Annotated in this window: 24 protein-coding genes and 1 riboswitch; of the genes, 8 read left to right on the top strand and 16 right to left on the bottom strand. The window is 59.2% G+C overall.

What is annotated here, in order from left to right; translation table 11 throughout:
* Positions 1-10: 10 nt before the first annotated feature.
* From ntrB to C1N84_RS20115, 3 genes are all read right to left on the bottom strand, one after another.
* Positions 11-883 carry a nitrate ABC transporter permease gene (gene ntrB, locus C1N84_RS20105; RefSeq protein ID WP_058758656.1) on the bottom strand — a complete coding sequence of 291 codons (873 nt, stop codon included), beginning with the start codon at positions 881-883 and terminating at the stop codon, positions 11-13.
* A complete protein-coding gene (locus C1N84_RS20110) occupies positions 883-2145 on the bottom strand; it encodes a CmpA/NrtA family ABC transporter substrate-binding protein (protein WP_058770491.1) in 1263 nt (420 codons plus the stop codon). The genes ntrB and C1N84_RS20110 overlap by 1 nt, the downstream gene beginning before the upstream one ends.
* Before the next feature lie 262 nt (positions 2146-2407).
* On the bottom strand, positions 2408-3631 hold the full coding sequence (locus tag C1N84_RS20115; RefSeq protein ID WP_021508714.1) for a nitrate regulatory protein: 1224 nt from the start codon (positions 3629-3631) through the stop codon (positions 2408-2410).
* Positions 3632-3922: 291 nt separating this feature from the next.
* On the opposite strand from C1N84_RS20115, the gene C1N84_RS20120 reads away from it, so the two are divergent.
* The 3 genes from C1N84_RS20120 to C1N84_RS20130 all read left to right on the top strand — a co-directional run bounded on the left by C1N84_RS20120 (position 3923) and on the right by C1N84_RS20130 (position 6545).
* The gene (locus tag C1N84_RS20120; RefSeq protein WP_010615787.1) at positions 3923-4168 is read left to right on the top strand and encodes a ParD-like family protein; all 246 of its coding nucleotides are present in this window, start codon (positions 3923-3925) and stop codon (positions 4166-4168) included.
* Positions 4165-4950: a type I methionyl aminopeptidase gene (gene map, locus C1N84_RS20125; RefSeq protein ID WP_264444438.1), complete on the top strand. Its 786-nt coding sequence runs from the start codon at positions 4165-4167 to the stop codon at positions 4948-4950. The genes C1N84_RS20120 and map overlap by 4 nt, the downstream gene beginning before the upstream one ends.
* 269 nt (positions 4951-5219) lie before the next feature.
* Positions 5220-6545, top strand: coding sequence for an MFS transporter (locus C1N84_RS20130; protein WP_394541919.1), 1326 nt, complete (start codon positions 5220-5222; stop codon positions 6543-6545).
* Positions 6546-6551: 6 nt separating this feature from the next.
* Here the strand turns inward: C1N84_RS20130 and C1N84_RS20135 are convergent, their stop codons facing one another.
* Positions 6552-7478 (bottom strand): LysR family transcriptional regulator, encoded by a 927-nt coding sequence (locus tag C1N84_RS20135; protein ID WP_264444436.1) that lies wholly within the window; start codon positions 7476-7478, stop codon positions 6552-6554.
* 137 nt (positions 7479-7615) lie between these two features.
* On the opposite strand from C1N84_RS20135, the gene hpxD reads away from it, so the two are divergent.
* Together hpxD and C1N84_RS20145 are read left to right on the top strand one after the other, a co-directional pair.
* Positions 7616-8647 carry a molybdenum cofactor-independent xanthine hydroxylase subunit HpxD gene (gene hpxD / locus C1N84_RS20140; protein WP_264444434.1) on the top strand — a complete coding sequence of 344 codons (1032 nt, stop codon included), beginning with the start codon at positions 7616-7618 and terminating at the stop codon, positions 8645-8647.
* A 10-nt stretch (positions 8648-8657) separates the two neighbouring features.
* Complete coding sequence (locus tag C1N84_RS20145; RefSeq protein ID WP_104187741.1) at positions 8658-9620, top strand: PDR/VanB family oxidoreductase; 963 nt, start codon at positions 8658-8660, stop codon at positions 9618-9620.
* Between the two features lie 18 nt (positions 9621-9638).
* On the opposite strand, the gene C1N84_RS20150 is transcribed toward C1N84_RS20145, so the two are convergent.
* Positions 9639-10145: a DUF892 family protein gene (locus C1N84_RS20150; protein ID WP_058781369.1), complete on the bottom strand. Its 507-nt coding sequence runs from the start codon at positions 10143-10145 to the stop codon at positions 9639-9641.
* Between the two features lie 490 nt (positions 10146-10635).
* Here C1N84_RS20150 and C1N84_RS20155 point away from each other — a divergent pair, with 490 nt between their 5' ends.
* The gene (locus C1N84_RS20155; protein ID WP_010615780.1) at positions 10636-10800 is read left to right on the top strand and encodes a con-10 family general stress protein; all 165 of its coding nucleotides are present in this window, start codon (positions 10636-10638) and stop codon (positions 10798-10800) included.
* A gap of 496 nt (positions 10801-11296) precedes the next feature.
* On the top strand, positions 11297-11629 hold the full coding sequence (locus C1N84_RS20160; RefSeq protein ID WP_104187739.1) for a four-helix bundle copper-binding protein: 333 nt from the start codon (positions 11297-11299) through the stop codon (positions 11627-11629).
* Positions 11630-11688: 59 nt separating this feature from the next.
* Here the strand turns inward: C1N84_RS20160 and C1N84_RS20165 are convergent, their stop codons facing one another.
* From C1N84_RS20165 to C1N84_RS20215, 11 genes are all read right to left on the bottom strand, one after another.
* Positions 11689-12462 (bottom strand): SDR family oxidoreductase, encoded by a 774-nt coding sequence (locus C1N84_RS20165; protein WP_264444430.1) that lies wholly within the window; start codon positions 12460-12462, stop codon positions 11689-11691.
* 19 nt (positions 12463-12481) lie between these two features.
* Positions 12482-13930 carry an acyl-CoA reductase gene (locus C1N84_RS20170; RefSeq protein WP_264444428.1) on the bottom strand — a complete coding sequence of 483 codons (1449 nt, stop codon included), beginning with the start codon at positions 13928-13930 and terminating at the stop codon, positions 12482-12484.
* Positions 13927-15036, bottom strand: a complete 1110-nt coding sequence (locus tag C1N84_RS20175) for a LuxE/PaaK family acyltransferase (RefSeq protein ID WP_125310243.1) — start codon at positions 15034-15036, stop codon at positions 13927-13929. The genes C1N84_RS20170 and C1N84_RS20175 overlap by 4 nt, the downstream gene beginning before the upstream one ends.
* Positions 15037-15104: 68 nt before the next feature.
* Positions 15105-15234, bottom strand: a riboswitch (TPP riboswitch).
* Between the two features lie 74 nt (positions 15235-15308).
* A complete protein-coding gene (ddpX, locus tag C1N84_RS20180) occupies positions 15309-15899 on the bottom strand; it encodes a D-alanyl-D-alanine dipeptidase (RefSeq protein WP_104187734.1) in 591 nt (196 codons plus the stop codon).
* A 14-nt stretch (positions 15900-15913) separates the two neighbouring features.
* Complete coding sequence (locus C1N84_RS20185; RefSeq protein WP_125310245.1) at positions 15914-17029, bottom strand: M24 family metallopeptidase; 1116 nt, start codon at positions 17027-17029, stop codon at positions 15914-15916.
* Complete coding sequence (locus C1N84_RS20190; RefSeq protein ID WP_264444421.1) at positions 17026-18255, bottom strand: M20 family metallopeptidase; 1230 nt, start codon at positions 18253-18255, stop codon at positions 17026-17028. The genes C1N84_RS20185 and C1N84_RS20190 overlap by 4 nt, the downstream gene beginning before the upstream one ends.
* 10 nt (positions 18256-18265) lie before the next feature.
* Entirely contained in the window at positions 18266-19903 is a 1638-nt protein-coding gene (locus C1N84_RS20195) for a dipeptide ABC transporter ATP-binding protein (RefSeq protein WP_264444418.1), read from the bottom strand.
* Positions 19900-20730 carry an ABC transporter permease gene (locus tag C1N84_RS20200; protein WP_125310250.1) on the bottom strand — a complete coding sequence of 277 codons (831 nt, stop codon included), beginning with the start codon at positions 20728-20730 and terminating at the stop codon, positions 19900-19902. The genes C1N84_RS20195 and C1N84_RS20200 overlap by 4 nt, the downstream gene beginning before the upstream one ends.
* Positions 20723-21670 carry an ABC transporter permease gene (locus tag C1N84_RS20205; RefSeq protein WP_021508731.1) on the bottom strand — a complete coding sequence of 316 codons (948 nt, stop codon included), beginning with the start codon at positions 21668-21670 and terminating at the stop codon, positions 20723-20725. Before C1N84_RS20205 ends, C1N84_RS20200 begins: the two co-directional genes overlap by 8 nt.
* A 9-nt stretch (positions 21671-21679) precedes the next feature.
* The gene (locus tag C1N84_RS20210) at positions 21680-23278 is read right to left on the bottom strand and encodes an ABC transporter substrate-binding protein (RefSeq protein ID WP_264444413.1); all 1599 of its coding nucleotides are present in this window, start codon (positions 23276-23278) and stop codon (positions 21680-21682) included.
* Between the two features lie 21 nt (positions 23279-23299).
* Positions 23300-24580, bottom strand: coding sequence for a M20 family metallopeptidase (locus tag C1N84_RS20215; RefSeq protein ID WP_264444411.1), 1281 nt, complete (start codon positions 24578-24580; stop codon positions 23300-23302).
* A gap of 79 nt (positions 24581-24659) precedes the next feature.
* Here C1N84_RS20215 and C1N84_RS20220 point away from each other — a divergent pair, with 79 nt between their 5' ends.
* Positions 24660-25430, top strand: a complete 771-nt coding sequence (locus tag C1N84_RS20220; RefSeq protein WP_264444409.1) for a GntR family transcriptional regulator — start codon at positions 24660-24662, stop codon at positions 25428-25430.
* Positions 25431-25520 lie beyond the last annotated feature (90 nt).

Genomic DNA, 25520 nt, shown 5'->3' on the forward strand with positions numbered 1-25520 from the left:
AGTGTTCCCCTTATTTATCCCAGCTAAAGCGACGCGCCAGCAGCATCAGTCCCTGCTCCAGTAGCAGGCCGACGACGCCAATCAGCAAAATGGCAATCAGGATGTTTTCAACATTGAGGTTGTTCCACTCGTTCCAGATCCAGAAGCCGATCCCCAGGCCTCCCGTCAGCATTTCGGCAGCCACGATCACCAGCCAGGCGATACCAATCGACAGGCGGACCCCGGTCAGCACCGCAGGCAGAACGGCGGGAAACAGGATGCGGCGCAGGATGGTCCATTCCGACAGTTGCAGCACGCGCGCCACATTGAGGTAATCCTGTGGAATGCGCTGTACACCTTCGGCGGTATTAATAATCATCGGCCAGATAGAACAGATAAAAATGGTCCAGCTGGAGGCCGGTTCGGCGCGCTGGAACAGCAGCAGGCCGATAGGCAGCCAGGCCAGCGGGCTGACCGGACGCAGTAGCGCGATAACCGGATTGAACATGCGTGCCACAAAGGCAAAACGCCCCAGCAGAAAGCCTGTGGGAATCCCCACCAGCGCGGCCAGGCCAAAGCCGATAGCGACGCGCTGCAGCGAGGCCAGCACATTCCAGCCGATGCCCTGATCGTTAGGGCCGTTGTTATAGAACGGATCGGCGAACAGGATTTTCGCCGCTTCCCAGGTGGCGTACGGGCCGGGAAAGCCTTTGCTGGAAAGGGCCGCGATCTGCCAGATCAGAAGCAGAAGCATCACACCGCACAGCGCGGGAATGGCACGCTGCAAAAACGGACGCAGGCGCGCAGGCGAGCGCATCTTTTTTGGCGTGACCTGAAGGGGCACCACCGTGGCCCGGGTGGGCAGCGTCTCAGGCTGCGTCAGGGAGCGAGTCTGGCTTTTCATCACGACCTCTCTTTGTGGTTAATGGCAAAGCTGGCGGCGTAAACGGCAGGATTCGTGCCATCCCACACCTTGCCGTCGATCAGGGTGCTGCTGCGCATCTCACTGCCGGGCAACGTGATGTTGCCGACGGCGCTCGCTGCCTGTTTGTAGATATCAATTCGGTTGATCTGCTTTGCGACGTCCAGATAGTCCGGATCCTCGGTCAGCATTCCCCAGCGCTTAAGCTGGGTGAGGAACCACATGCCATCGGACAGATACGGGAAACTGACGCTGCCGTCATGGAAGAAGCGCATCGCATGCGGGTCCTGCCATTTCTGTCCCAGCCCGTTTTCGTACTGGCCGAGCATGCGACCCTGCAGAATCTCAGGTTTGGTGTTGATCCAGGCGCGTCCGGCCAGCACCTGCGCCGTTTCGCGGCGGTTATCATCGGAGGCATCGATCCAGCGTGCCGCCTCCAGGACAGCCGCCGTCAGCGCGCGCGCCGTATTGGGGTTCTCTTTCACCCACGCGGCGCGGGTGCCAAGAATTTTTTCGGGGTGATCGGGCCAAATCTGCTGACTGGTAGCGACGGTAAAACCAATATCATCACTGATAGCGCGCTGATTCCACGGCTCGCCCACACAGAAGCCGCTCATATTGCCAATCTTCATATTCATCACCATCTGCGGCGGCGGCACGACGACAGTGCGCACGTCATCAAATGGATTGATACCGGCATTCGCCAGCCAGTAGTAGAGCCACATCGCGTGGGTACTGGTCGGAAAGGTATGCGCAAAGGTGAGACTGCCTTTGGCCTTGCTGTCGATGGTCTTTTTCAGGCTGGCGGCATCGGTGACCTTTTGCGCTTTAAGCTGGTTCGACAGGGAGATTGCCTGGCCATTGTTATTGAGCGTCATCAGGTTCGCCATCGCATGCTGAGGGCCGGCAACGCCCAGTTGCAGGCCATAGATCATGCTGTACAGGACGTGTGCCGCATCGAGCTCACCGGAGATCAGTTTGTCGCGGACGGCTGCCCAACTGGCTTCTTTACTGGGCTGTAGCGTCAGACCATATTTTTTGTCGAAGCCTTTCACCGAGGCCATGACGACCGGCGCACAGTCGGTCAGTGGAATAAATCCCACCCGCACGGTGGCTTTTTCTGGCGCATCGGAACCCGCCGCCCATACGGCGTTGCGCAATCCCGGCAACAGCCACAGCCCGCCAGCGGCGGCGCTGGATAACAGCAGTTGACGTCGAGACAGTGAAACTGGCGATTTGCTCATTTTTTGCCACCCTCAGGAAATAAAAAAAGGCGTCCTCTCCACTGCTTTCACAGGGAGATGGACGCCTTTATCCAAAAGCACTCGCTTTACCGCCGTTGGCAAAGCAAATGCATACACTTAATAGGGTAAAGCAAACTGCATGCCAGCTTTGAAACGGCCCTGCGCGTGGCGATCAGGGCTTTCGCCGGGCTGGTTTTTTAACCGATTTTGCACGTTTGTGACGCAGACCACGCACAAGCATTGTGCAGCTAACGCTTTAGAGTTATCTCTTCATTGTGGCTGCCACCGTGACGATCGCCTGGGCGATTTCCGGTAGCCGTTTATTCTGATCCATCGCGCTTTTACGCAGCCGTTGCCAGGCGTGCTCTTCACTCAGCCCATGCTGCTGCATCAGCCAGGTTTTGGCCTGGTCGAGCAGTTTGCGCTCTTCCAGCGTGGCGCGCAGGGTGGCCAGCTCATTGGCCTGATGCTGTAAACGCTGAGACTGCTCCGTGATCAACGACAGCAGTGAACGACCCAGCTGGGGTGCCAGCCCGTCGCTGTTCAGCGCACCGGACTCGGTGGGCAGCCAGTCCACCCCGGAGACATATAATGTAAAATCGCAGCCCGACTGCGCCACATGCAGAGGTTCAGCTGCCTGATGCTGTGCCAGTGCGATCGCCTCGCGGCAGCGCAACATCAGCGTGGCTGACAGCCGATCCTCCAGCAATTTCATTTGGTCGATGCGCTGTGACAGCAGCGAAAACCAGTGCAGCGCGCCACTGTCGTCCCGCCGACCGTCGGTACAGGCAATGCGTCGCAGTCGTTCAATTTCACGACTGGCCTGCGCCAGCGGCTGCCAGTGGTGTAAAACCGCCTCATCGGCAAACTGCTGGAAGGTCGAAAAGCTTTGTTCCTGTGCTTCAATTAAGGCCACCATGGCGCTGCGCTGCTCCGCGCTGAATTGTCCGGCAGCAAAGCCGGCCGCTCCCAGGGCGCGTTCCTGTCCCGTCAGCTCTTTGCCCTGCATAAAGCTGAACAGCGCAATGAGCGCGCGGGTAATGTCAGGATGGCTGGCGGTGTCGGCGGCCTCAAAAACCAGGTTCAGTAAGCTACGGATAATGGTACTGAACGCCGCAACGGCCTGCGCGTGCGCGATCTGCTGTTGCGTAATCTGCTGGCGCAACGCCGGTAATCCGGCCAGGGCCTGCAGCGCGGCGGCGATCAGGTTGCAGAAGCGGCTGTATCCCGGCTGGGCTTCAACCCTGGGTAAGGCCTGGCAAAAATCCCGTTGGCAGCGCGTCACATCCTGCTCACTGGCGAGCCGCTGCTCGCCGTAAAGCCTGCCTTCTGAACATATCCACAGATTGCTCGCCCCCCGCTCGCGCTGAAGCTGATGCACCAGCTCGCTGACGGTGGTAATGAGTTTGCCGGTCTGGCGAAGGCGTTGCAGGCTGGCAATATCGCTTTGCCTTGAGGCCTGTAACCAACTCAGTGCGTCATCCATTGCTCCCCCACCCTTTGATGCCAAAAAGTGAGTCAAGCAAAAGCCGTGCCGTTTTCGTATCACCTCATTTCTCTTCACGAGAATCGCAGCGGCTACCCGGTCATAAAAATCTTTCTATGACCAAAAAGTATCCCGGTCCGCGTGGAGACGAGAACGTATTGGTCTAAACAATGTTTTTGATTTTCTGACAAATTTCGCAAATTTACCGACAGGCGAAAATCTGAGCTTGCAAATCATGCCGTTGTGGATATGCTATATACATAGCATATACGTTTCATATAAAGGCCAGCCATGGGTATCGTCAAAATTTCGGATTTAATGCATGAGAATCTGCGCATCGCCAGCACGGCGCTCAGTCGTTCGATCAACGCGCAGGCGGAGCACTGGATGAAAATCGGCATGCTGGCCGAACTTTATCCGCAGCTCAGCCATCAGGAACTGACACGCCTGCTGATGCGGGTCGAACGTGATGGCGGCGCTGAACTGGCGCAGCTGCTTGACCAACCTTCCTTTATTCCGCAGGGAATCGCGCAATGAGTATTAAACTGCATACCGCTGAAGAGATTGAACGGGCGCGCGCCGCAGGTCACGCCGCCGCCAAAGTGCTGGAGATGATCACGCCCTGGGTGAAACCCGGCGTTACCACCGATGAACTGGATCGCCGCTGTCACGACTATATTGTCAATGAGCTAAAGGTCATTCCGGCTAACATTGGCTATCAGGGTTACACCCGTACCGTTTGCACCTCGGTCAATCACGTGGTGTGCCACGGGATTCCGGGCGAGAAAAAGCTCAAAGACGGTGACATCGTTAATATCGACGTGGCGGTCATCAAAGACGGCTGGTACGGCGACACCAGCCGTATGTATTTCGTTGGTCATCCGTCGGTACGCGCTAAGCGCCTGGTTGACGTGACCTATGAATCAATGGTGGCAGGCATTCGGGTGGTGAAACCCGGTGCAACGCTGGGCGATATCGGTGCGGCTATTCAGCAGGTCGCCGAAAAGGCCGGGTTTTCCGTGGTACGCGAGTATTGCGGTCACGGCGTTGGCGAGATCTACCACGGCGATCCACAAATCCTGCATTACGGCACGCCGGGCCAGGGGCTGGCGCTGCAGGCTGGCATGATTTTTACCATTGAGCCGATGATTAATGCCGGCAAAGCGGGCACCAGCGTGCTGTCCGATGGCTGGACGGTGGTGACCAAAGATCGCTGCCTGTCCGCGCAGTGGGAGCACACTGTCGCCGTCACGGATACCGGCTTCGACCTGCTCACACCCTGGCCGGAGGGTACCGGTGATTACGCCGCGATCGTTTAACGCCTGCCAATCGTCCAATCTGTGATCTCTATTGTAGTACAATCAAAATAGATTGTACTACACTGCTAACTCATGACGATTTATATCGCTCATGTGCAACATCACTATCGGCATAGTTAATGCTGCCGCGTGGCCGAAATAAAATGATTTTTATTTTTCGGCTGCACTTCATTTATTGCTTAGCAAGCGAAACAGATCATTCATGACATCGCTGCCCTTGCGCCCGTCTGCCGGCGCGGAGTGGCGTAATGCTGCGTGACGAGGTGGATATGATAAGTTCCGATGTTTCTGGTTCTACGTTGAGTCAATTAAATAAGCGCATCATCCCGTTTATCGTGATCTGTTATTTTGTCGCTAATCTCGATAAAACCAATATCTCTATCGCTGCGCTGCAAATGAATGCCGATCTCGGGCTTACCACCAGCATGTACGGCCTCGGTGTCGGCATGTTCTATATTTCCTACATTCTGTTTGAAATTCCCAGCAATGTCATTATGACCAAAGTCGGCGCCCGGCGCTGGATAGCGCGCATTATGATTACCTGGGGTATTGTCAGTACCGGCATGGCGCTGGTTCATAGCGCCAATCAGTTATATGTGATGCGTTTTTTACTCGGTATGGCCGAAGCCGGTTTTGCGCCGGGTATTATCTATTATATTTCCTGCTGGTTCCCTAAAAGTAACCGCGCACGTGCAATGTCTTTCTTTTATATGGGATCGGTGGGCGCGTCGATTATTGGTCTGCCCATTTCCGGTGCCATTCTCAATATGCATGGCATTGCCGATATCGCAGGCTGGCGCTGGCTTTTCGCGCTGGAAGGCATTCCCGCGGTGGTGCTTGGTTGTCTGGTGCTGTGGCGCTTACCCGATAAGCCCGACGATGCTGTCTGGTTAACTACACCGCAAAAACACTGGCTGCGTCAGCGCCTCGAACAGGATAATCTGGGTGTTACCCTGAATAAGAACCACTCCTGGCTGCAGGCATTAAAAGATCGTACGGTGTTATTGCTTAGTCTGGTGTGGTTTTTACAGGCGTTCGGCTCCATCGGCATTACGTTGTTCATGCCGTTGATTATTAAAAGCATGGCCGCAGAGCAGAGTAATTTTATTATCAGCCTGTTATCCGCCCTGCCCTTTGTGATGGCCTGCGTATTTATGTATTTAAACGGACGCCATTCCGATCGCAGCGGTGAACGCGCCTGGCATATGGGATTGCCATTAATTTTATCGGGCCTGGCATTAACCGGTGCGATTTATTCTGGCAGCCTGCTCCTCGCCTATATTTTGCTGGTCTTGACCGTCGGGCTTAACTTTGCCCTGACGCCAATATTCTGGGCCGTGACCACAGAAAAATTAGCTGGCGTAGCCGCTGCGGCATCGATTGCCTTTATCAATACGGTGGCAAACTTTGTCGGACTGGGTTTACCGCCGCTGCTGGGAAAAATGAAAGATGCGACGCAGAGTTATCACTCAGGATTGCTGATTGTGGCGATAGCGCTGATTGTCGGCGGTATTCTCGGTATTATTATCGCCCGTCCATCGGGCGGTGCCGGTGCCAGCAAAACCCGCGCGCCGCATGCCGAAACCGGGCACTGAACGTGATTACGGCCCGCCTGCGGGCCTGACACTGGCCATCGCCTCTATCACCTCAGTCATGCGCTGAATCACCATCTGCGCCGCCCGCGATAGCTGGCGCGACGGCGCAGTACACAGCGCCAGGGTCAGCGGTCGCATCACGTTGTGCCTGAGCGGTACAAAGCAGAGCTGGTTCTCCTGCACCTCGGTCATTACGTCCAGCAGGCTCAGCACGCTGATGCCGGTGCCCTGCGCGATCAGGCTGCGAATCAGGCGGATGTCGTTACAGGCGATAATGTTTTCCGGCGCCAGGCCCTGCTTGCGGTACAGCGCATCGACACGTTCGTGGACCACCAGCGCGGCGCCAGGCACAATGTGTCGCTCATGACTGAGTTCGCTGAGCGACAGCAGCGGCCTCGTGCTAAGCGGATGGTCGGCGGCCATCACCACGCCCATCTCCAGTTCGGCAAACGCCAGCACTTCAAGTCCGCTCTGCCCGGCGGGATCGAGAATCAGGCCAAAATCGATTTCCGACTGGCGAATCATCTGGCTGATGCGGTGGCTGTTGTCCACCGTCAGCTCCAGCCGCAGCCACTGATGCTGGCGTGCGATATCGGCGATGGCGTCTGCCACGCTGCCTTTGGTCAGCGACTGCACCAGCCCGGCCGTGACGTTACCGCGCTTAAGTCCCTGTATATCATCGAAACGCTGCCGCGTGACGCGAAACTCACGCTGCCAGCGCATCACATCGTCATACAGCAATTCTCCGGCGGTGGTCATGCGCAGCCCTTCCGGCAAACGTTCGAACAGCGGCGTACCAAAACTCTCTTCCGCCTGCAGAATCTGCCGGTTAATGGCAGAAGCGGAAACGTGCAGTTGCTCAGCGGCTTTGCGCAAACTGCCGCTGCGCGCCACTTCGGCAAAATAGACGGCAAAGCGGGAAAACGGGCTCATTGCTCACCTGTACGGTTTTTTGCAACACATGGCTGCATTCTTGCTGATGGATTTGCACAGGCAAGCATATTAACAATGTCCTGACAAAAATGAAGCCTTCTATTTCGCCTTGTGTGAGCACCTGACAGGACAACAGCATGAATAACATTACGCCTCCCGCACACTGCACGTTTGAACCTGATGACTGGCTGCGTCTGGCGCGACAGTGGCATCCGGTTGCCCGTTCCTGTGATATCGCCGGCGCACCGACCAAAGCGGTGCTGCTTGACGAGCAGCTGGTGCTGTATCGTCTGCAGGGTCAGGTGGTAGCGGCACGCGACGTTTGCCCGCATCGTGGCGTCCCGCTGACGCTGGGTTTTCATGATGAAGAGGGTATTGTCTGCCCTTATCACGGCTTGCGCTTCGGTGCCGGTGGCCGCTGCAATCGCATCCCGTCCAGCCCCGATCAGCCGATTCCGGCCAAACTCAATCTGATCAGTTACGCGGTGGAAGAGCGCTTTGGTCTGATTTGGGTGTGCCTCGCGCCGGATGCTGACCAGCCCGCGCCGCTGCCCACCATGCCGCACTGGGATGATGCCGGTTTTCAACAGATCAACTGCCCCGGTTTTGACGTCAACGGCTTTGCCGGACGCCAGGTGGAGGGTTTTCTGGATGTGGCGCACTTCGCCTGGGTGCACACGGAAACCTTCGCCGATCCCAACAACCAGGTAGTACCTGCCTATAACCCGGTCGAAACCGAGACCGGCTTTGCCGTGGATTACTGGAGCTCAGTGAGTAACTTTGCCGCTGACAGTCCGCAGCAGGCGCCGGAAGGATTTAGCTGGCTGCGTCATTTCGAGATGCATCTGCCGTTTACCGCCACGCTGACCATTCATTTCCCCGGCGAATCGCGCCTGGTGATTATGAATGCCGCGTCGCCGGTATCAGCGCGCAAAACGCGCATGTTTGCGCCCATCGCGCGTAATTTTGACCTGCACATCCCGGTCGAAGAGGTGCACGCCTTCAATCAGCGCGTGTTCGAGGAAGATTGCCTGATGGTGGAAACCCAGCAGCCGGAGCGTTTGCCGCTCGACCTGGCTCTGGAAGCGCATATTCCTGCCGATCGCAGCTCCATTGCTTATCGTCGCGGCCTGAAGCGCATGGGCTTCGGCGAATTTTTCCTGGTGTAAGGAGGCAACGATGAGTGATCTGCTGAATGTGGTGGTGGATGGCCTGTATCGTCAGGGCCGTCACAATCTCAGCGTCACGCTGGTGGCGGAAAATGGCCAGCCGCTGCCGGACTGGCAACCGGGTGCGCACATTGATGTCCACCTGCGTGATGGTCTGATACGTCAGTACTCACTGACCGGACGCTGCGATGACGCGCGCGGCTATCAAATCTGTATTGCCCGCGACGGGCAATCACGCGGGGGCTCGCGCTACGTGCACGACACGCTGCGCCCCGGCCAGACGATTGCGATTTCGCCACCGCGCAACCTGTTTCCTCTGCAACCGGCCGCTAAAGTCATTTTGCTGGCGGCAGGAATTGGCATTACGCCGCTATACGCCATGGCGCTGGCGCTGGAGGCCGCCGCCGTGCCTTTTGTGCTGCATTACTTTGTCCGCCAGCGCGGTGATGAAGCTTTTGCCGCCGAACTGGCGCAGCGTTTTCAGCATGGATTTTGTGAAATCTGGTACAGCAGCGAAGGCCGCAGCGCCCGTGATTATCCACCGGCGGAACTGCTTGATGCTGCCGCCGACACGCATCTGTACCTGTGCGGGCCGGAAGGGTTTATGACGCACATGCAGCAGCAGGCGCTGGCGCGCGGCTGGGATAGCGCCAATATTCACGCTGAAGCGTTCAAACCTGTCGCCCGCACGGCTGGCGCGGAAGAGGGCTTTACCGTGACGCTGGCACGCAGTGGGCAGCAATGTACCATTCCACCTGACAAAACCATTGCCACGGTGCTGCTGGAGCATGGCGTCGACGTTCCGCTCTCCTGCGAGATGGGCATGTGCGGCGCCTGCCTGACGCGGGTCACCGCCGGAGAGATCGATCACCGCGATACCGTGCAGTCTGACAGCGAAAAAAGCGCCCCGGAGCAGTACATCGCCTTGTGCTGCTCGCGCAGCAAGTCGGCGGAACTGGTGATTGATCTCTAGGGCGCGCCGTAGGATGACTTAATCCGTGCCGGAAAGCTCAGGTTCAGTGCGCAGCACAATGGCTTCTTCTGCCGCCTGTGGCAGCAGTTGCAGCAGCCAGCTGGCCATCTGGCTTTCCTGCTGCAGGATGCGCCGCACGATCCTGACATCCTCCCCCTCTTCCGCCTGCTCTGCGGCCACCAGCAACGTCGAGTAGGTGGCGATTTTATAGTTACAGAACACGTAGCTGCTGACGGCCACACGGATGCCCTCTTCATCCTGCAGCATGTCGCTGGCGGCCTGACCGACCACCGACATCCGGCCTAACGACTCCTTCAGCACCGACCAGCTGCTGTCATACTGGCGCAGCAGCGTTTTCACCTGCTGCTGCTGGTCACGGCTCTGCTCAAGATACTGCTCAATACGCGCCTGCAACGCGGGATGATCCGTCAGACGTGATGCAGCCGCCTTAAGCAGGCTCTCCGCATGTTTCTCCATAGCATGCGCATCGCGCAGCCAGTCCAGATATACAGATTCCTTCGTCATGGTTTGCTCCAAAGTGAATGACACGGGCGATCTACCTCAACGGCGTCAGAGACGGATCCCTGATCGGGCAGCACGCTTTGACCTCATCGCTTTCAGGCTGGTTATCTGAAAAATAAGCGAAGCGCTAATTAAGTCCAGGCGAACAACTTAATTAAACGTAGCAAGCAAGCCGGGCTGTGCAAGAAAGGTTTTTAAGAAATGCGACAGCGGTTAATTGTCACAACGTCATCAATTCACACTAGCGCCGCTAAAAGAACGCTTCCCTTTATGAAAGTAAAATGTTAACAATTCCCCCCCCAGATGATTTGCCGGAATAAATCAGCCGAATTGACTCATCGTTAAACAACCAACGTGCTGTAAATTAAAAGTTAAGATTATTCCTGGCTTGATTATGGTAAAAACATCGCTACATTTATTTTTGCTTCATGCGGGTATGAACAGAGAGGAAAAAATGAAGGATCCAAAGAAGAAACCTGAAGAGGAAGAAAAAGTGACGCAACGTCGTGGGGGTTCAGGCAACTTCGCCGCCGATAAGGAGCGCGCGGCTGAAGCAGGCCGCAAAGGCGGTCAGGTCAGTGGTGGTAACTTCAAAAATGACCCACAGCGCGCCATTGAAGCCGGCAGGAAGGGAGGAAAGATCAGTCGTCGTAAATAACCACTCCCCATCTTTGTATTGATTTAACCTCGATAACTTTTTGCACTGTGCTCTCCTGACATCGCGTTTACGCTTCGCTTAAACGCACGTCTAATCTTGTCAGGAGAGTAATTTTCCCATCCGAAAACAATTAATCGATCAAATCTTCAGCGATCCTGCGTTATTTACCGCTTCGCTTATCAGGCGACCGCTTTTCAGTTTATTTATCCTAAAATTAAATCATTGATTATTTAACTATCAGCTTCAGGCACCCTATATTTGTACAAGCCACGCAGAGTTGTACACTTTTATTTAATCTGCGTTAATTACCCGGGCTGATATATATACACAAGCTTACAATTGGCTAACTCCACAATATTTAAGGAATTATTGCATACGCAATGCACCTTACATGGATTAATTACCCGCTATCCGCTTGATATCACCCCGCTTTTAGCTAAATTCTCCATTCACGCTCACTATTGCGTCGCTATTAACCTGACGCTAAGGGAAACGCATGAACGCTGACCTCAATGACTGTATTGCGCTGTGCTATCGCTGCGCGACCGCCTGCGACCACTGTGCTGCCGCCTGTCTGATGGATGCTGATGCCAGTGAGATGAGTCCCTGCATTACGCTCAATCAGCAGTGCGCGGCGCTGTGTCGCGTAACCGCCCAACTGCTGGCTGCCCAGAGTGAACTGAGCGAGCAGCTCTGTACCATCACGTCGATGGCCTGTCAGCTGGCTGGTTGGGAGTGCCAGAAGCACCAGCATCCACACTGTCAGACCTGTGCGGAAATTTGCCTGCAGTGCGCAGATAGCTGCATGACGGTGGGCATGGCGGAATAACGGATAGAGGTACCGGGAGGGCGGTGGCAGGTCGCCAGTGCGGCGACTGGCGGCCTGGCTTAATGGTCCTGCATCACCAAACCGCCATCGACATACAGCGTCTGGCCGGTGACAAATTCGCTCCATGCTGATGCCAGAAACAGCACTGGCCCGGCGACATCCGCGGCGCGCGCCAGTCGTCCGAGCGGCGTTTGCGCCGTCAGCGCGTGGCGGACCGCTTCTGGCGTATGCTGACTGGCATCGGTGGGATACACCAGTCCCGGCGCCACGCAGTTCACCCGAATGCCCAGCGCCCCCAGTTCGGCCGCCAGCGTCCGGCTAAAGCCCGTCAGCGCGGCTTTTGCGGTGATATAGTCGTGATAAGCCACCGCTGGCCGGGCGATCAAATCACTCACCAGATTGATGATACTGCCGCGCGCGCGGCGGCGCATCAGCGGCAAGGCCGCCTGACACACGTTGTAGCAGGCGTTCACTGCGCCATCAAACTGCGTCTGGTAAGCAGACCAGGACGTTTCCCAGAAGCGCTGGCGCTGGTCGGGATCGAAGCGATAAGGTGCGAAGGCATTGTTCACCACCACATCCAGTCGCCCGGTAGCGGCCTCGATCTGCTGCATCATATCGGCTACCTGTGCGGCACAGGTCACATCGGCGGCAATCGCCAGTGCCCCCCCGCCCTGTGCTTCACAGGCCGCCACCACCTGCGCAGCGGCGTCGTGATTACGTAAATAGTTGACCACGACAAACGCGCCTTCGGCGGCAAAGGCCTGGGCAATGGCGGCGCCAATACCGCGACTGGCGCCGGTCACCAGCACGGTGTGATTGCTGAATTTCATTGCGTTTCTCCACGCCCGCTCAGTCAAGATAGGGCGCATAGTGTTCAGCGGCGGTTTCCGCCGCCTGTTCGATTTCGCACAGGGTGACCAGATCCAGCAGGCTAAAACGGCCATCGTGATGCCAGCCCGCCTCCGGTGAAGTCATGTTACCCAGCGCCGTGATGCGCGTGACGCCCGCCGCCCCGAGCTGCGCCGCCAGCCGAAACAGCGTCTCGGGCGCGGCCGCGAGGCCAACGCTTTGCAGATACGCGCGCTGCGCGGCCACCCAGCTTACCGTCTCCTCCAGCGTATCCACGGCAATCACCTTCAGCGTACGTCCGAGCGCGCCCGGTTGTAGCGGTTCCGGCTTGTCGACGTACACCACCGCCCAGGCATCGTGCTCATCGCCGTACAGCGTGCAGTCACCGCTCAGCGCACGCATTTCCTCCGCGTTGCGCCACGCGGCCACAGCCTGACTTTCATCCAGCGTCAGCGTCGCGCGCGGATAGCGCTGTGCCAGCGCGGCAAGTTCATGGGCGAGGTAAGCAGCAAACTCCTGCGGCGACACCCGGCCGCCGCGCTCAATAAACAGCGCCTGCGGCGAGTAACAGCCGGCCTGGTCATAGCGCATCACATCGTAAGCCACCTGACGCGCCAGCGCCGGACCGCGCCGCACGTCCAGCGCCGAGCGCGCCACCATGCCAAAGCTGATTTTGTGGCCATGCGGCAGAAAGCGCGTGGCTGGCGGCAGACGCCGCTGCATCGCCGTCAGCGCGGCTTCTCCGCCATAAGCCATCACTACATCTGCCTGGCGGAACCACTGCTGCTCAGTGCGTTCATCACCGCCCTGCCACCATACGACGGCGAGACAGTCGCCCAGCTGCGGATCGATCTCCGCCAGCAGCTGGGCGAACCAGCCCGCCATCAGCGGCTCAGCGCTCGCCACTTTGCCCACGCTTCCCGCCTTTACCAGCAGGCCGGCAATCAGGCTCCACAGTGGCAAACCCGGCACATTGCCGGCCCAGACCTGCAGCAACAGCTGCGGACCAAACGCGCGGGCAAAGCCGCCTTTTGGTCGCGGCTGAAAATCGTCCAGCATCTGCACGTTGCCGAAATCCTCCGCCAGAAAACGCCGCAGCTGCGGTTCACGGAAGGTTTTGAGATAGCCGGTTAAACCGAGCCGCAGCATCCCGGCGTCATAGCCGGTAACCAGCGGCAGCAACCGCTCCGCCTGCTGGCGCAACGGGTGCGAACGGTCAAGCAGGCGCGCGATGGCTTCATCAATCAACGCGGTGATGCGCGCTACGCTCAGGGTGTGCAGGTAGCGGCGCGCGTTATCGCGTACGCTGGCCGCCAGCGTGGCAATCTGCGCCTCGGACAGCACCGGCACGCACACTTCCAGCGTGCTGCCCTGCTGGCCAAAGTGCAGGCTGTGCCACGCCACCTCGCTGTGGCGGATGCCCGGCAGATGGCCGGCATACACTTTCATGCCCGCGCCTGCGCGGCAGCGAGAAACGATTCCATCGCCAGCGAGCAGCCTTTGGCATCGGCGCCCGCGACGCGGCCCAGCAGCTGAAACCCGCCGGGCACCATCACGCCGGCATCTTCGGTCAGAATGGCGGAAACAGAATTGAAATGGGCGAGATCGTGATGCACCAGTACGCCTGTCTCACCTTCCGGCACGTCTGCACCGGTCAGCGGATTGACCACGCGCGTGCGAATCCAGTGCGGTCCGGATTTCACCGGCGGGCAGATTTCATTGCCGGCATCGTAAAACTGCGTGCTGAGTTCAGTCATGCCGTACATATTGATGCAGTGCGAACGCGGCACGCCGAGCGTCTGCTGCAGCGCGCTATAAAACGCTTCCGCCGCCACTTCACGCGACTGGCCCTTAAAACCCCCGGTGTCGAGGATGCGGCTGCCCGGCGGCAGCCTGAAACGCCGCTGCTGACGCGCCAGTTCGTCCAGCAGGTGGACAAAACTGTAGCTGGCACCCAGCAGGGCATAGGGTTGGCCGCTGGCCTGCGCCTGCTCCAGCGCGGCGATCAGACGCGGCAGTTTCAGCCCCTGCGCATCCACCATCACTTCGCTGTCTGGCGTGCCACATTCTTGCATCGCCAGCGTCAAATAATGGGCCAGCGAAGAGTTGGGCAGCTCGCTGCTGTGTGGAAACAGGATCGCCATCGGCAGGCGCGGATATCCGGCCATAAAGCGCTGGCGAAAATTGATCAGCATCGAGCGATCGTAAACCGCCAGCGTTGGGTGATAGCTGTGCCCCCGGCCGGTCCCCGTGGTGCCGCTGGTCATAAAGATGTGGGGAATCTCCGCCACCGGACGGCAGCTCAGCGTCAGATCTTTAAACGCGGTAATCGGCACCGCCGGAATCTGCCGCCACTGTTTTACCGTCAGCGGCGTGCGGCCGCGCTGGCGGGCGAAACGGGCGTAAGGGAGATTGTGTTCGAATTGCCACGCGAACAGCTGCAGCGCCAGCTGGTTGAAATCCGCTTCCGTGGTTTCTTCGCGCTGCATAAACGCCAGCAGCGCGGCAATGATTGACGCTTCGGTCATGAAGGTGCCCTCTTTGGACTGCGGCATAACGGCCAGCCAGGGCCTGAGAAATGCGCAGGATTCGCAGAAAGGCGCAAAGAGGGAATGAGGGCGTGCAGTGACCCCGGTTCCACATCCCTACGCCGGTATTAGCCGGATCAGGTTCAGAGGGTCACTACGTTGCCGGCCGTGACAGCCGCGCGGGTAGAATCTCAGCCCTCTAACAGGGCACCCCTTGGAACAAGCTGCATTCTGGGGTCGGAACGGAGGGCGTGTCAAGGCGGGAAGGCGCAGAACCCCCCGCTTCAGCAACGCGATTATTAACGCGCAATATCACTCACAGGAGCGCGATCAGCCCGGCTGACGCAGGCAAAGCGATCGCTGAGCAGCGGATAGTTTTGCGCATCCGGCAGTTCAAAGTGCCACCATTCAGTGGGCATCCCGACAAAACCGCCGCCGAGCATGATGGCGTTCAGCAACAGGCGATGGCGCTGCGCCTGCTGCGGCACGTTGGGATGGAACGGGTGCGACTCAGCAGACATGTCGTCAAACCCGGTCCCCATCTCCAGAATGTTGCCCGCCTCATCCACCAGCGTCACATCGATCGCCACGCCACGGCTGTGATTCGAGCCCCGCGCCGGTGGCACTACATAATCAGCGTCGGGACAGGCATCCCACAAGTGCCACTGCGCCTGCTGCGGACGATACGCGTCCAGCACCAGCAGGCGGAACCCCGCCAGCCGGGCGATGTCACTGCTGCGGCGCAGCGCGGCGGCGGCATCCGGATGCAGCAGCGCCTGCGCGTCGCGATAAATGGCATACCCGGCGATGTTATCGGCGGTGGCGTATTTCAGATCAAACATCAGGCCCGGCAAGGTGGCAGCCAAATCGATTAATTCAACGTCCTGCACTGTACATCATCCTGTTAATTGTTAGCCGGCAGCGTAAAAGGCTGGCGCGGCAGCGTGGTGAGTCGCTCTGCGCCCTGTGCCGTGACGCGCACGGTTTCACTGAAGGCGAGGCCCTGCGCTGAAATATACATGTGAAACACCATGTTTTCCTCCAGTAACCACGGCGCCTGAGGATGAAAACAGCAGCTGAAATCGCTCGGACGCGGAGTGCGCGTATACAGACCCAGCGCATAACCGGTGATGTTGCTGTAATCCTCACGCAGCCCGGCGCTGAGCACCGCCTCACGCGCGACGGCATCCACCGTACAGGCCGCAACGCCCGGCTTCATCGCCCGTAGCTGGCGATCCTGAATGGCGATCAGCTGTTGTGCCAGCGCCGCGCGCGCCGCAGAGATTTCACCGACAATCAGCGGACGCATCAGGCGCGCGCTGTAGTGCCGCACTTTAGGGATCAGCTCAACGTGCAGTACATCGCCCGGTTGCAGATGCTGCTCATGGCCGCTGGCATGCAAAAATCCGCTGTCGCCGCTGGCGATAACAATCGGTCCGGTTTCACCGCTGTCAGCACCGAGCCGCAGAAATTGTGCCGCCGCCAGCGCGGCGACATCACGCACACGCCAGCCGCCCTGCACCTGCGCACTCAGCTGGGCCAGCGTGGCATCGGCAATGCCGGCGGCCTGGCGTAAGCTGGCGATTTCAGCCTGAAATTTGACGCTGCGCAGCCGGTCGCTGAGATCGCTGACATCACACCAGCGCACCCCAGGCAGATGGCGCGCCAGCTGCTGCCAGCTGTGTACCGTCATGCCGTAGGATGCATAATCAGCCCCCAGTCGCGCCCGCTGATAGCCGCGCCGCGTCAGGCTTTGCGCCACCGCCAGCCACGGATCGTCTTCATCACGATACGCGTCAATCGCCAGCTGCGGTGACTGCGCGCGGCACGGCGCGGCATCCAGCTGGCGCAGCACCATCCACGGTTCGTCCTGCAACGGCACCAGACAGGCGCGATAACGCGTTTCCGACACGGTATAACCGGTTAACCATGCCAGCAGTTCGCCATGATCGATCAGCATCACCTCGATGTCGGCGGCGCGCATGGCGCTGCGCAGCCGTGAGAGCGCGTCGGCGATCATGACGCCGGTTCAACCGGCTGGCAGATGTCGAGGATGGCCAGCAAATAGATGCGCACCATATCGAGAAACTCACTGATCTCGACGCGCTCGTCCGGCATGGTGTTGTACTTGCCGCCGGGCCCGCACACGATGCCCTCCATGCCCGCATGCTGATACAGGTGCGCCGCATCGGTACCGTAGAAGGCGGGCGGCGTGATCACCCCGGTGGGCTGCGGCGTGCCGCGCACGGTCTGCCAGCCGCGATTGACCGCTTTAACGATTGGCGATTCCGGCGACACCTCAAACGGCAGCATGGTGGGTTTATCGCGCAGGCCGTCATCGAACAGCTGCGCCTGCAGACCCGGATAGCGCTGGCACAGTGCATCCAGCAGGGCCTGCAGATCGGCCAGCACACCGTCCACTGTTTGCCCCGGCGCAAAGCGGGCGGAGCCTTTCAGGCGGACAAAATCCGCGACCTGCGGCGGCCGCCACTCCTGCAAATCACGCCCCAGCGCACCGTGTACGGTGCCAATATGGCCACGGTTAATTTTGCGGTGTTCTGCACTTTTCGCTCCGCTGAAAGTGATGTTATTGACCTGCGGAATCAGTTCGACCGCCGCCGCAATCGCATCAACCGCCTCCTCACGCTTTGACAGATGGCGCGTATCGCCGGTCAGTTCAATGGTGAACATCAGCGAGCCGGCATGCATGGTCAGTGCCTGTAAATCCGTGGGTTCGGCATTGATGAAATAGTCGGCGCGTACGCCCTGCTCAATCGCCGCCAGCGTACCGATGCCGCCCTGTAACTCGCCGACCACATAAGTAAGGATCACGTCGCCCCTGAGCTTCACGCCGGCATCAATCAACGTCTTTAGCGCGCAGAAATAGGCGGCATCGCCCGCTTTCATGTTAGAAACGCCGATGCCGTAAATAAACTGCTCGTCGATTTTTCCCGCCCAGGGATCGACGGTCCAGCCTTCGGTGACCGGGTTAGTATCAAGATGACCGTTGAACAGCAGGCTGTGGCCGCCTCCGCTGCCGGCCAGCCGCCCAATAGCGTTCAGCCGATCGCCGGCCACCGGCTGCAGTTCCGTCTCCAGCCCCAGCTGCGCCATCTGTTCTGCCATATATCGGGCTAATTCGCGTTCGCCCTCGGTGGCACTGTAACTTTTGTGCTGCACCATTTTTGCCAGGAAAGCGAGGCAGTATTCACGATCGATGTGATGAATTAATTCTTCAGGGTTCATGCGCTTCTCGTTATGCCACGGATTGGGTCAGATCAGGGATGTGCACGGCATCAAGCAGTGCACGGGTGTAAGGATGCTGTGCCTGCGCCCGCATATTCTCGCCGGGCAGCACTTCCACCACATCACCGCGATACATCACCGCCACGCGATGAGCGATCTGGCGGATGAGATTGAGATCGTGGGTGATGAACAGATACGCCGTGCCGTAGCGACGGCGCAGCTCCAGCAGCAGCTCGATGATGGTGGCCTGCACCGACACATCCAGCGCCGCCGTGATTTCATCGCAAATCACCAGGTCCGGCGGGTTAGCGAAGGCGCGCGCAATCGCCACGCGCTGTTTTTGCCCACCCGACAGCGCGTGCGGATAGCGGCTGGCAAATTCCGCAGGCAGCCGCACTTCCTGCAGCAGACGCGCCACCGCCTGCGCCTCGCTTTCTCCCGGTGGCAGTCCATACAGCCGCAGCGGACGCGCGATAATTTCGCCGACGGTCATGCGCGGATTGAGTGACGCATCCGGATGCTGAAAAATCATCTGCACGCGGCGGCGATACGCCGGGTCCATCTGCGCGCGGCCATATAACGTCGCGCCGCAGAAGTCGATGCTGCCACTGAACGGCACCAGGCCGGTTATCGCCTTGCCGAGTGAAGATTTACCCGAACCGGACTCGCCGACCACGCCGAGAATTTCGCCCTGATGCACCGTCAGCGAAACCGCATTGGCGGCCCGCGTCGTGTTCGCCTCCCGTTTCAGCAGCCGATCGAGCAATCCGTGCTGGCCATAATCAATCGTCAGCGCCTGCAGGCTGAGCAGCGGCTGACTGCCAGCCGCATCCGCGACCAGCCGATGCTGCGGATCCGGCACCGCGGCAATCAGTTTGCGCGTATACGCATGCGCGGGTGCGCTGAACAGCGTGCGCGTAGCGGCCTGCTCGACGATACGGCCTTGCTCCAGCACGCATACCCGGTCGGCCACTTTCGCCACCAGCGCCAGATCGTGTGAGATATACAGCGATGCGACGCCGGTCTCGACGCGCAGTCGCTCGTAGAGATCGAGGATTTGCGCCGAGCTGATGACGTCCAGCGCTGTGGTCGGCTCATCAAAAATCAGGCAGTCCGGCTGGCAGGCGAAGGCGGTAGCGATCAGGATGCGCTGCTTCTCACCGCCGGAAACCTGATGCGGATAGCGCTGCATCATGCGTGCCGGGTGCTTCAGCTCGACATCGCGCAGCAGCGATTCCCCCAGCTGCTGCGCTTCGCGCGCTGACAGCCCACGATGACGGCGCAGCACTTCGGTGACCTGTTCACCCAGCGTCAGCGTCGGGTTCAGCGACGCGCTGGGATCCTGAAAAATCATGCCAAGCTTTTTACCGCGCAGCGCCATCAGTTGGTGCGCTGGCAGCTGCAGCAGGCTTTCGCCGTTCAGCCGGATATCACCCGCCTGCTCGCGTGCGTTACTGGCCAGCCAGCGCATGATCGCCCAGCCGAGGGTGGTCTTGCCGGAGCCGGACTCTCCTACCAGCCCCAGCACTTCGCCCGGCATCACCTGCAGGGTGATATCGCGCAGTACCGGCAGCGAATGGCCGCGCGCTAACGCATAATCGAGGCTGTAATTGTCCACCGACAGCACCGGGTTGTGCGGACTCTTCATTTGTGGCTCCCTGGGTTTAACACATCACGCAGGCCATCGCCCAGCAGGTTGAAGCCAATCGCCACCAGCGCGATAGCCAGACCGGGGATCATCATCATCCACGGTGCTTTAAAGAAATAGCTGCGCGCTTCGGACACCATCAGCCCCCACTCCGGCTCGGGCGGCTGCGCGCCGAGGCCGAGAAAGCTCAGCGTGGCAAACAGCATGATGGCAAACGCCACGCGAATGGTGGCTTCCACGATGATGGGCGCGAGAATGTTCGGCAGCATTTCGCGCAGAATGATGTAGTAACCGGCTTCGCCGCGCGCGATGGCGGCGCTAATGTAGTCCTGCTGACGCGCCGCCAGCGCCACGCTGCGCGCAATGCGCACCATGCCCGGCACGAAGGCGATGGTGATGGCCAGCACGGCGTTCATGCTGCTCTGCCCCAGGGTGCTGACAATCAGCAGCGCAAACAGCAGGCTGGGAATCGCCATCACCGCATCCATGGTGCGCATCAGGAATTCATCCACTTTGCCACCAAGGTAGGCGCTGGCGGTGCCCAGCACCGAGCCAATAACCATCGCCAGCGCGGTCGCCAGCAGCGACAGCAAAATGGTGGATCGCGCGCCGACCAGCACCCGGCTGAAAATGTCACGCCCCAGCTGATCGGTGCCGAACCAGTGCTCCGCGCCGGGCGGGCGGTAACGCGTCAGGATGGAGATCGCTTCCGGATCGAACGGTGCCACGTGCGCGCCGCCCGCCACCATCAGCAGCGCCAGCAGCAGAATCAGCACACCCGCCGCACCCTGCGGCGAGCGCAGTAATCGTTTCAGTATTTCAGGCATAGGAAATCCGCTTATCGAGCATGACGTAGGCCAAATCCGCAAGGAAATTTACCACGGCATAGGTTGCCGCGAGGATCATCACGCCGGCCTGAATGGTGGGCAAATCGCGTGCCTGCACCGCGACAATCAGCTCCCGGCCAATACCGGGAATGGCAAAAATCTCCTCCACCACCACAATCCCGCCCAGCAGATAGCCGACGTCGAGCGCCACAATGGTGATGGTGGGCAACAGGCCATTGCGCAGTGCATGGCGCCACAGGATGCGCCGGCGCGACAGGCCTTTCAGCCACGCGGCGCGAACGTAGTCGGTGTGCAGCACGTCAACCATTTCCGAGCGCACCATGCGCGAAACGTGTGCCACCAGAATCAGCGCAACGGTGATCGACGGCAGAATCAGGTGCTGAATACCGCTGATAAAATTTTCGCTGAGCGGCACGTAGCCGGTGGCGGGCAGAATCTGCCAGACATCGGCAAACAGCAGCAGCACCAGCGTGGCGGTGACGAATTCCGGAAACGAGATGCCCATGTACGAGATCACGCTGACCAGCACATCGGCAGTCTTACCGCGCCGCACGGCCGCCCAGATGCCGAGCGGAATGGCGATCACCAGCATCAGTAACAGGGCGCACAGCGCCAGCAGCAGCGAGCGCGACAGCGCGGTCAGCAGCGTTGGCCCGACCGCCAGGCCATTACGCATCGACACGCCAAAGTTGCCCTGCAGCGCCTGCGTCAGCCAGTGCCAGTATTGCAGCCAGGCGGGCGCATCCAGCCCAAGCCGCGCCCGCACCGCCGCCAGCGCTTCCGGCGTGGCGTTTTGTCCCAGCAGCGTAACCGCGGCATCGGCGGGCAGCAGCTGAGTGATGCCAAACACCAGCAGCGACACCACCAGCAGCGTGTAAATCATCAGCAGCAGGCGTTTAAGCAGGTAACTTGCTGTCACGGTCGCTCCTTACAGGCTGCGCTTTGGCGCGTTAGCGGTCAGCCAGACATGATCGAGGCGGAACACCGCACCGCGCGGATGCAGATGATAGCCCGCCACGTGCTCACGACAGGCAGCCAGCAAATCAAAGAAGGTCGGGATTAACGAGGGCACCTCGTCGTGCATCAGCTGCTGCGCTTTGCCGTACAGCTGGGTGCGCAGCGTTTCGTCATTGGTTTCGCGCGCCGCCATCACCGCACCGTCGAAAGCCGCATTGTTCCAGCGCGTTTCATTCCACGCCGCTGTTGAGGTATAGAGCAGAGAAAACACCGCATCTGGCGTCGGCTGCATGTTGTAAAAGCCGACGTAGAAATTGCCCTTCTTCCACACCTGATCGAGATAGGTACTGTGCGCCATGGTCTGCACGTTGATACGGAAACCGCCCGGTTTCGCCATCTCCCGCAGGGCAATCCCCAGCTGGGTGCGGGTTGACGGTTTGTCTGAGGCGACAAGCGTTAAATCGAGCCCATTGGGATAACCGGCCTCCGCCAGCAGCGCTTTGGCTTTGCTGTAATCCAGCGCTTTTTGCGTCAGCTGCGCGTAATAGGGATAAGCGGCGTTGATCGGCGTGTCGTTACCCGGCGATCCCAGACCGTCTGCGACAAAATCCACCGATGCCTGACGATCGACGCATAACGCCAGCGCCTGGCGGACGCGCACATCATTAAACGGCTTTTGATCGCAGCCCATGTTGACGTTAAGAAACTGGCCGGACGCCACGCGCAGCGGCAGCACGCCCGCCGATTTGGCTAAGCGGGCGAACTCGCTCGACTGCGCACTCAGCATCAGATCGGTATCGCCGGCAATCAGCGCGGAGCTTTCAGCGATAGCGTCGGGATATACCACCACTTCCACGCCATCCAGATACGGCCGCGTGGCGTCGTAATAGTGTGGGTTGCGTTTCACCACGATTTTGCGTTCCGGATCGTAAGACACCAGCTGGAACGGCCCGGTCCCCAGCGAGGCGCTGCTCAGCTTGTCGTATTGCCCCTGCGCGATGTGTGCCGGGATGATTTTGGCATCCGGATAAGCCAGCATCACCGGCAGATCGGCGTAAGGCGCCTCGGTTTCAATCAGCACGGTGTTGCTGTCTTTGGCACTCACCGCTTTAATCGGGCCGATGTTGTGCAGCGCCGGTGAGGCGTTTTTCGGATCCAGCAGCGCCTGCAGGCTGGCGACCACATCCGCTGCGGTGAGCGGCGAGCCGTCGCTGAAACGTAAATCAGGCCGCAGGGTAAAAGTCCACTGGGTTAAGTCGTCGTTCGGTTGCCAGGACTGCGCCAGGTCGGCTTCCGCTTTCATCGCCTGCGTCAGGCGGGTTAAGCCGCTATACAACAGCTCTGCCACCAGATATTCCGGATTAACCCGCACCTGGTGTGGATTGAGTACGCTGACCGCCTGGTCAACGCTGATGCGCAATACGCCACCTTTACGCGGCGTGCCGCCCGGGGTCGCGCTGGCAACGGCGGCAGCCGAGGCACTGAATGACCAGGGCAGCAGCGCCGCTCCAGTCAGGGCGGTTGAACTGGCGATAAACTGTCTGCGGTTTAACCCTTTCATGGCGCACATCTTCTGTTCCTCGTTGGTTTATTAATTACCCTGGGTTGGCTGAAAATCATTGGCGAGATACGCCAGAATCGACTGCGAAAGTGCAATAACATCTGCCATCGTGGTGTATTCATCGGCGGCATGAATGCGGTTATCGGGACGGGCAAGTCCGCCCAGCAGAATTTCCTGAATGCCGGCCTGCTGTACCCAGCCCATATCCGAGCTGGTGGCGGATCCCCAGGCTTTGAATTCTGCTGGCGGGAAGCCGAAGCCCTGGCTGAGCGCCGCCTGCCAGCGCGGCCAGTGCGGCCCAGTGGGATCGGCGACCGGCGCCAGGTGGCCAATCAGCTGCAGCGTGACGTCGCTGGCGGCGCTGCCCTGCATCGCCTTATCCACGCACTGCGTCAGCTCCTGCCACACTGCGGCAAACGGCTCTTCCGGCGCATAGCGACGATTCACCAGCAGCTCAAAACGTTCCGGAATGGTGGAGCCTTTACTGCCACCGTGCGTCGCAGCCAGCGTGAGTAAAGCGGTGAGCGGCTGGCCCTGATAGTGCGGCGGCGCGGGCATCGCTGAGACCCGCTGTTCTACTTCGCCTTTCAGCTGATACAGCGCATTCATCAGCGGAAGTGCGGCCTCAATAGCGTTAATGCCCTGCAGCGGATCGCCGGAATGCGCCGAGCGACCGCTGACGATAATTTTGATATCGATACTGCCAAAACAGCCGGCCCAGATGCGCGGCACCGCGCCGCCGTTAAAGCTCAGCAGGTGGCCGTGGAATAACTGCTGCTCGGCCAGATAGCGGATGCCGGGATAGAGACCGCCCTCTTCGTCAGTACAGAGTAAAAAAACCGGGTTATAGCGCAGCCTGAGCTGATAGCGCTGCGCGGCCCGCACCGCAGCCAGCGCGGCGACGATGGTGCCTTTCATATCCGCCGCACCGCGTCCGAACAGCTTGTTGTCCGCCACGCTGAGCGCCAGCGGCGGAAAGCGCCAGCCATCGCCGGCCGGAACCGTATCGGTGTGGAAGTAGAGGTTGCAGTTCTCAGACGCGCCGGCATCCAGCGCGGCCAGCAAGTTGACCCGCTCGCCATGCGCGCTGCCATCCGGCGTCTGCCACAGCGCGTCGGGCACCGAAACGCGCTGCAGATCAAAATGCAGCGACTGCAGCATCGTGCTCAGCAGGTCGGCGAATGCTGCGTAACCCAGTCCGGGTGGGAAGCAGGTATCCACCGCCAGCATGCGTTGCAGATCGTCAAGAATCTGCGCCTGATCGTCGGCGATATGGGTCAGAGCGCGCTGTAGTGATGAATTTTCCTGCATAAACTGTTCACTTATTGTATTTCTATATAGTTTATAGATAATGCAAATGAACAGCTGGGGTCAATCGGTAATCGGAAACATGCAAAAAAACTATGACGCGCACGACGTTCCTCAATTCAGTCGCCTGAACGAAGGCGAAGGCGCTCCGCTGTACGAAGTAGTGAAGCGCCATATCAGTGAATCCATCCTGCAGGGCGAACTGCCGGCAGGCACCATTTTGCCCAGTGAAAACAGTCTGGCGGCGAAGTTCGGTGTCTCGGTCGGTACGGTGCGCAAAGCGCTGGCGGCGCTCACGACGGAAGGGATGCTTATGCGCCGGCGCAAAACCGGCACGGTGGTGACCGGCTGGGCGCCGCTGCATAACCTCAGCCATTTCTTTCACTATTTTCGTCTGCATGACAAATCGGGCGGTTTGCTGCAGTCGGAGACGCGACTGCTGGAGTATCAGCACAGTCGCGCCAGCGCCGACGAGGCCGATAAGCTGCAGATCGCAGCAGGTGACGCAGTGATTCGCCTGAAACGCCTGCGCCGGGTGAAGGGCATTGCGGCCATGCATGAAACGCTGGTGCTGCCCGCCGCGCGTCTGCCCGACTTTCCGCCGGCGGAACAGCTACCGCAGTTACTGTATCGCTACCTGTTTGAGCAGTACGATGTGCGTGTTGCAGCGGTACGCGAGCAGATCAGCGCCACGCTCGCTACAGAAGAAGATGCCGCCCTGCTGGAACTTGCTCTGCCGCACGCGGTGATGGTGATCGATGAGGTTTCATTTGATCAAAGCGCCACGCCGGTGATTCTTGCGCATCACCGTTTCAGCACTGAACACTTCATGTATGTCAATGAGATACGCTGATTACACAGACGTTTTACTATAAGGTGTTTCAGATGCGCATCGACGCGCACCTGATTAATTTGCACCAAAACGCCGCGAACGTTGTGAATA

This window comes from Pantoea sp. SGAir0418, assembly GCF_043529865.1.

Bases quoted from the DNA above. Each gene is read 5' to 3' on its own strand.
- ntrB (WP_058758656.1), bottom strand. From the start codon at position 883: ATGAAAAGCCAGACTCGCTCCCTGACGCAGCCTGAGACGCTGCCCACC.
- C1N84_RS20110 (WP_058770491.1), bottom strand. From the start codon at position 2,145: ATGAGCAAATCGCCAGTTTCACTGTCTCGACGTCAACTGCTGTTATCC.
- C1N84_RS20115 (WP_021508714.1), bottom strand. From the start codon at position 3,631: ATGGATGACGCACTGAGTTGGTTACAGGCCTCAAGGCAAAGCGATATT.
- C1N84_RS20120 (WP_010615787.1), top strand. From the start codon at position 3,923: ATGGGTATCGTCAAAATTTCGGATTTAATGCATGAGAATCTGCGCATC.
- map (WP_264444438.1), top strand. From the start codon at position 4,165: ATGAGTATTAAACTGCATACCGCTGAAGAGATTGAACGGGCGCGCGCC.
- C1N84_RS20130 (WP_394541919.1), top strand. From the start codon at position 5,220: ATGATAAGTTCCGATGTTTCTGGTTCTACGTTGAGTCAATTAAATAAG.
- C1N84_RS20135 (WP_264444436.1), bottom strand. From the start codon at position 7,478: ATGAGCCCGTTTTCCCGCTTTGCCGTCTATTTTGCCGAAGTGGCGCGC.
- hpxD (WP_264444434.1), top strand. From the start codon at position 7,616: ATGAATAACATTACGCCTCCCGCACACTGCACGTTTGAACCTGATGAC.
- C1N84_RS20145 (WP_104187741.1), top strand. From the start codon at position 8,658: ATGAGTGATCTGCTGAATGTGGTGGTGGATGGCCTGTATCGTCAGGGC.
- C1N84_RS20150 (WP_058781369.1), bottom strand. From the start codon at position 10,145: ATGACGAAGGAATCTGTATATCTGGACTGGCTGCGCGATGCGCATGCT.
- C1N84_RS20160 (WP_104187739.1), top strand. From the start codon at position 11,297: ATGAACGCTGACCTCAATGACTGTATTGCGCTGTGCTATCGCTGCGCG.
- C1N84_RS20165 (WP_264444430.1), bottom strand. From the start codon at position 12,462: ATGAAATTCAGCAATCACACCGTGCTGGTGACCGGCGCCAGTCGCGGT.
- C1N84_RS20170 (WP_264444428.1), bottom strand. From the start codon at position 13,930: ATGAAAGTGTATGCCGGCCATCTGCCGGGCATCCGCCACAGCGAGGTG.
- C1N84_RS20175 (WP_125310243.1), bottom strand. From the start codon at position 15,036: ATGCCGCAGTCCAAAGAGGGCACCTTCATGACCGAAGCGTCAATCATT.
- C1N84_RS20185 (WP_125310245.1), bottom strand. From the start codon at position 17,029: ATGATCGCCGACGCGCTCTCACGGCTGCGCAGCGCCATGCGCGCCGCC.
- C1N84_RS20190 (WP_264444421.1), bottom strand. From the start codon at position 18,255: ATGAACCCTGAAGAATTAATTCATCACATCGATCGTGAATACTGCCTC.
- C1N84_RS20195 (WP_264444418.1), bottom strand. From the start codon at position 19,903: ATGAAGAGTCCGCACAACCCGGTGCTGTCGGTGGACAATTACAGCCTC.
- C1N84_RS20200 (WP_125310250.1), bottom strand. From the start codon at position 20,730: ATGCCTGAAATACTGAAACGATTACTGCGCTCGCCGCAGGGTGCGGCG.
- C1N84_RS20210 (WP_264444413.1), bottom strand. From the start codon at position 23,278: ATGTGCGCCATGAAAGGGTTAAACCGCAGACAGTTTATCGCCAGTTCA.
- C1N84_RS20215 (WP_264444411.1), bottom strand. From the start codon at position 24,580: ATGCAGGAAAATTCATCACTACAGCGCGCTCTGACCCATATCGCCGAC.
- C1N84_RS20220 (WP_264444409.1), top strand. From the start codon at position 24,660: ATGCAAAAAAACTATGACGCGCACGACGTTCCTCAATTCAGTCGCCTG.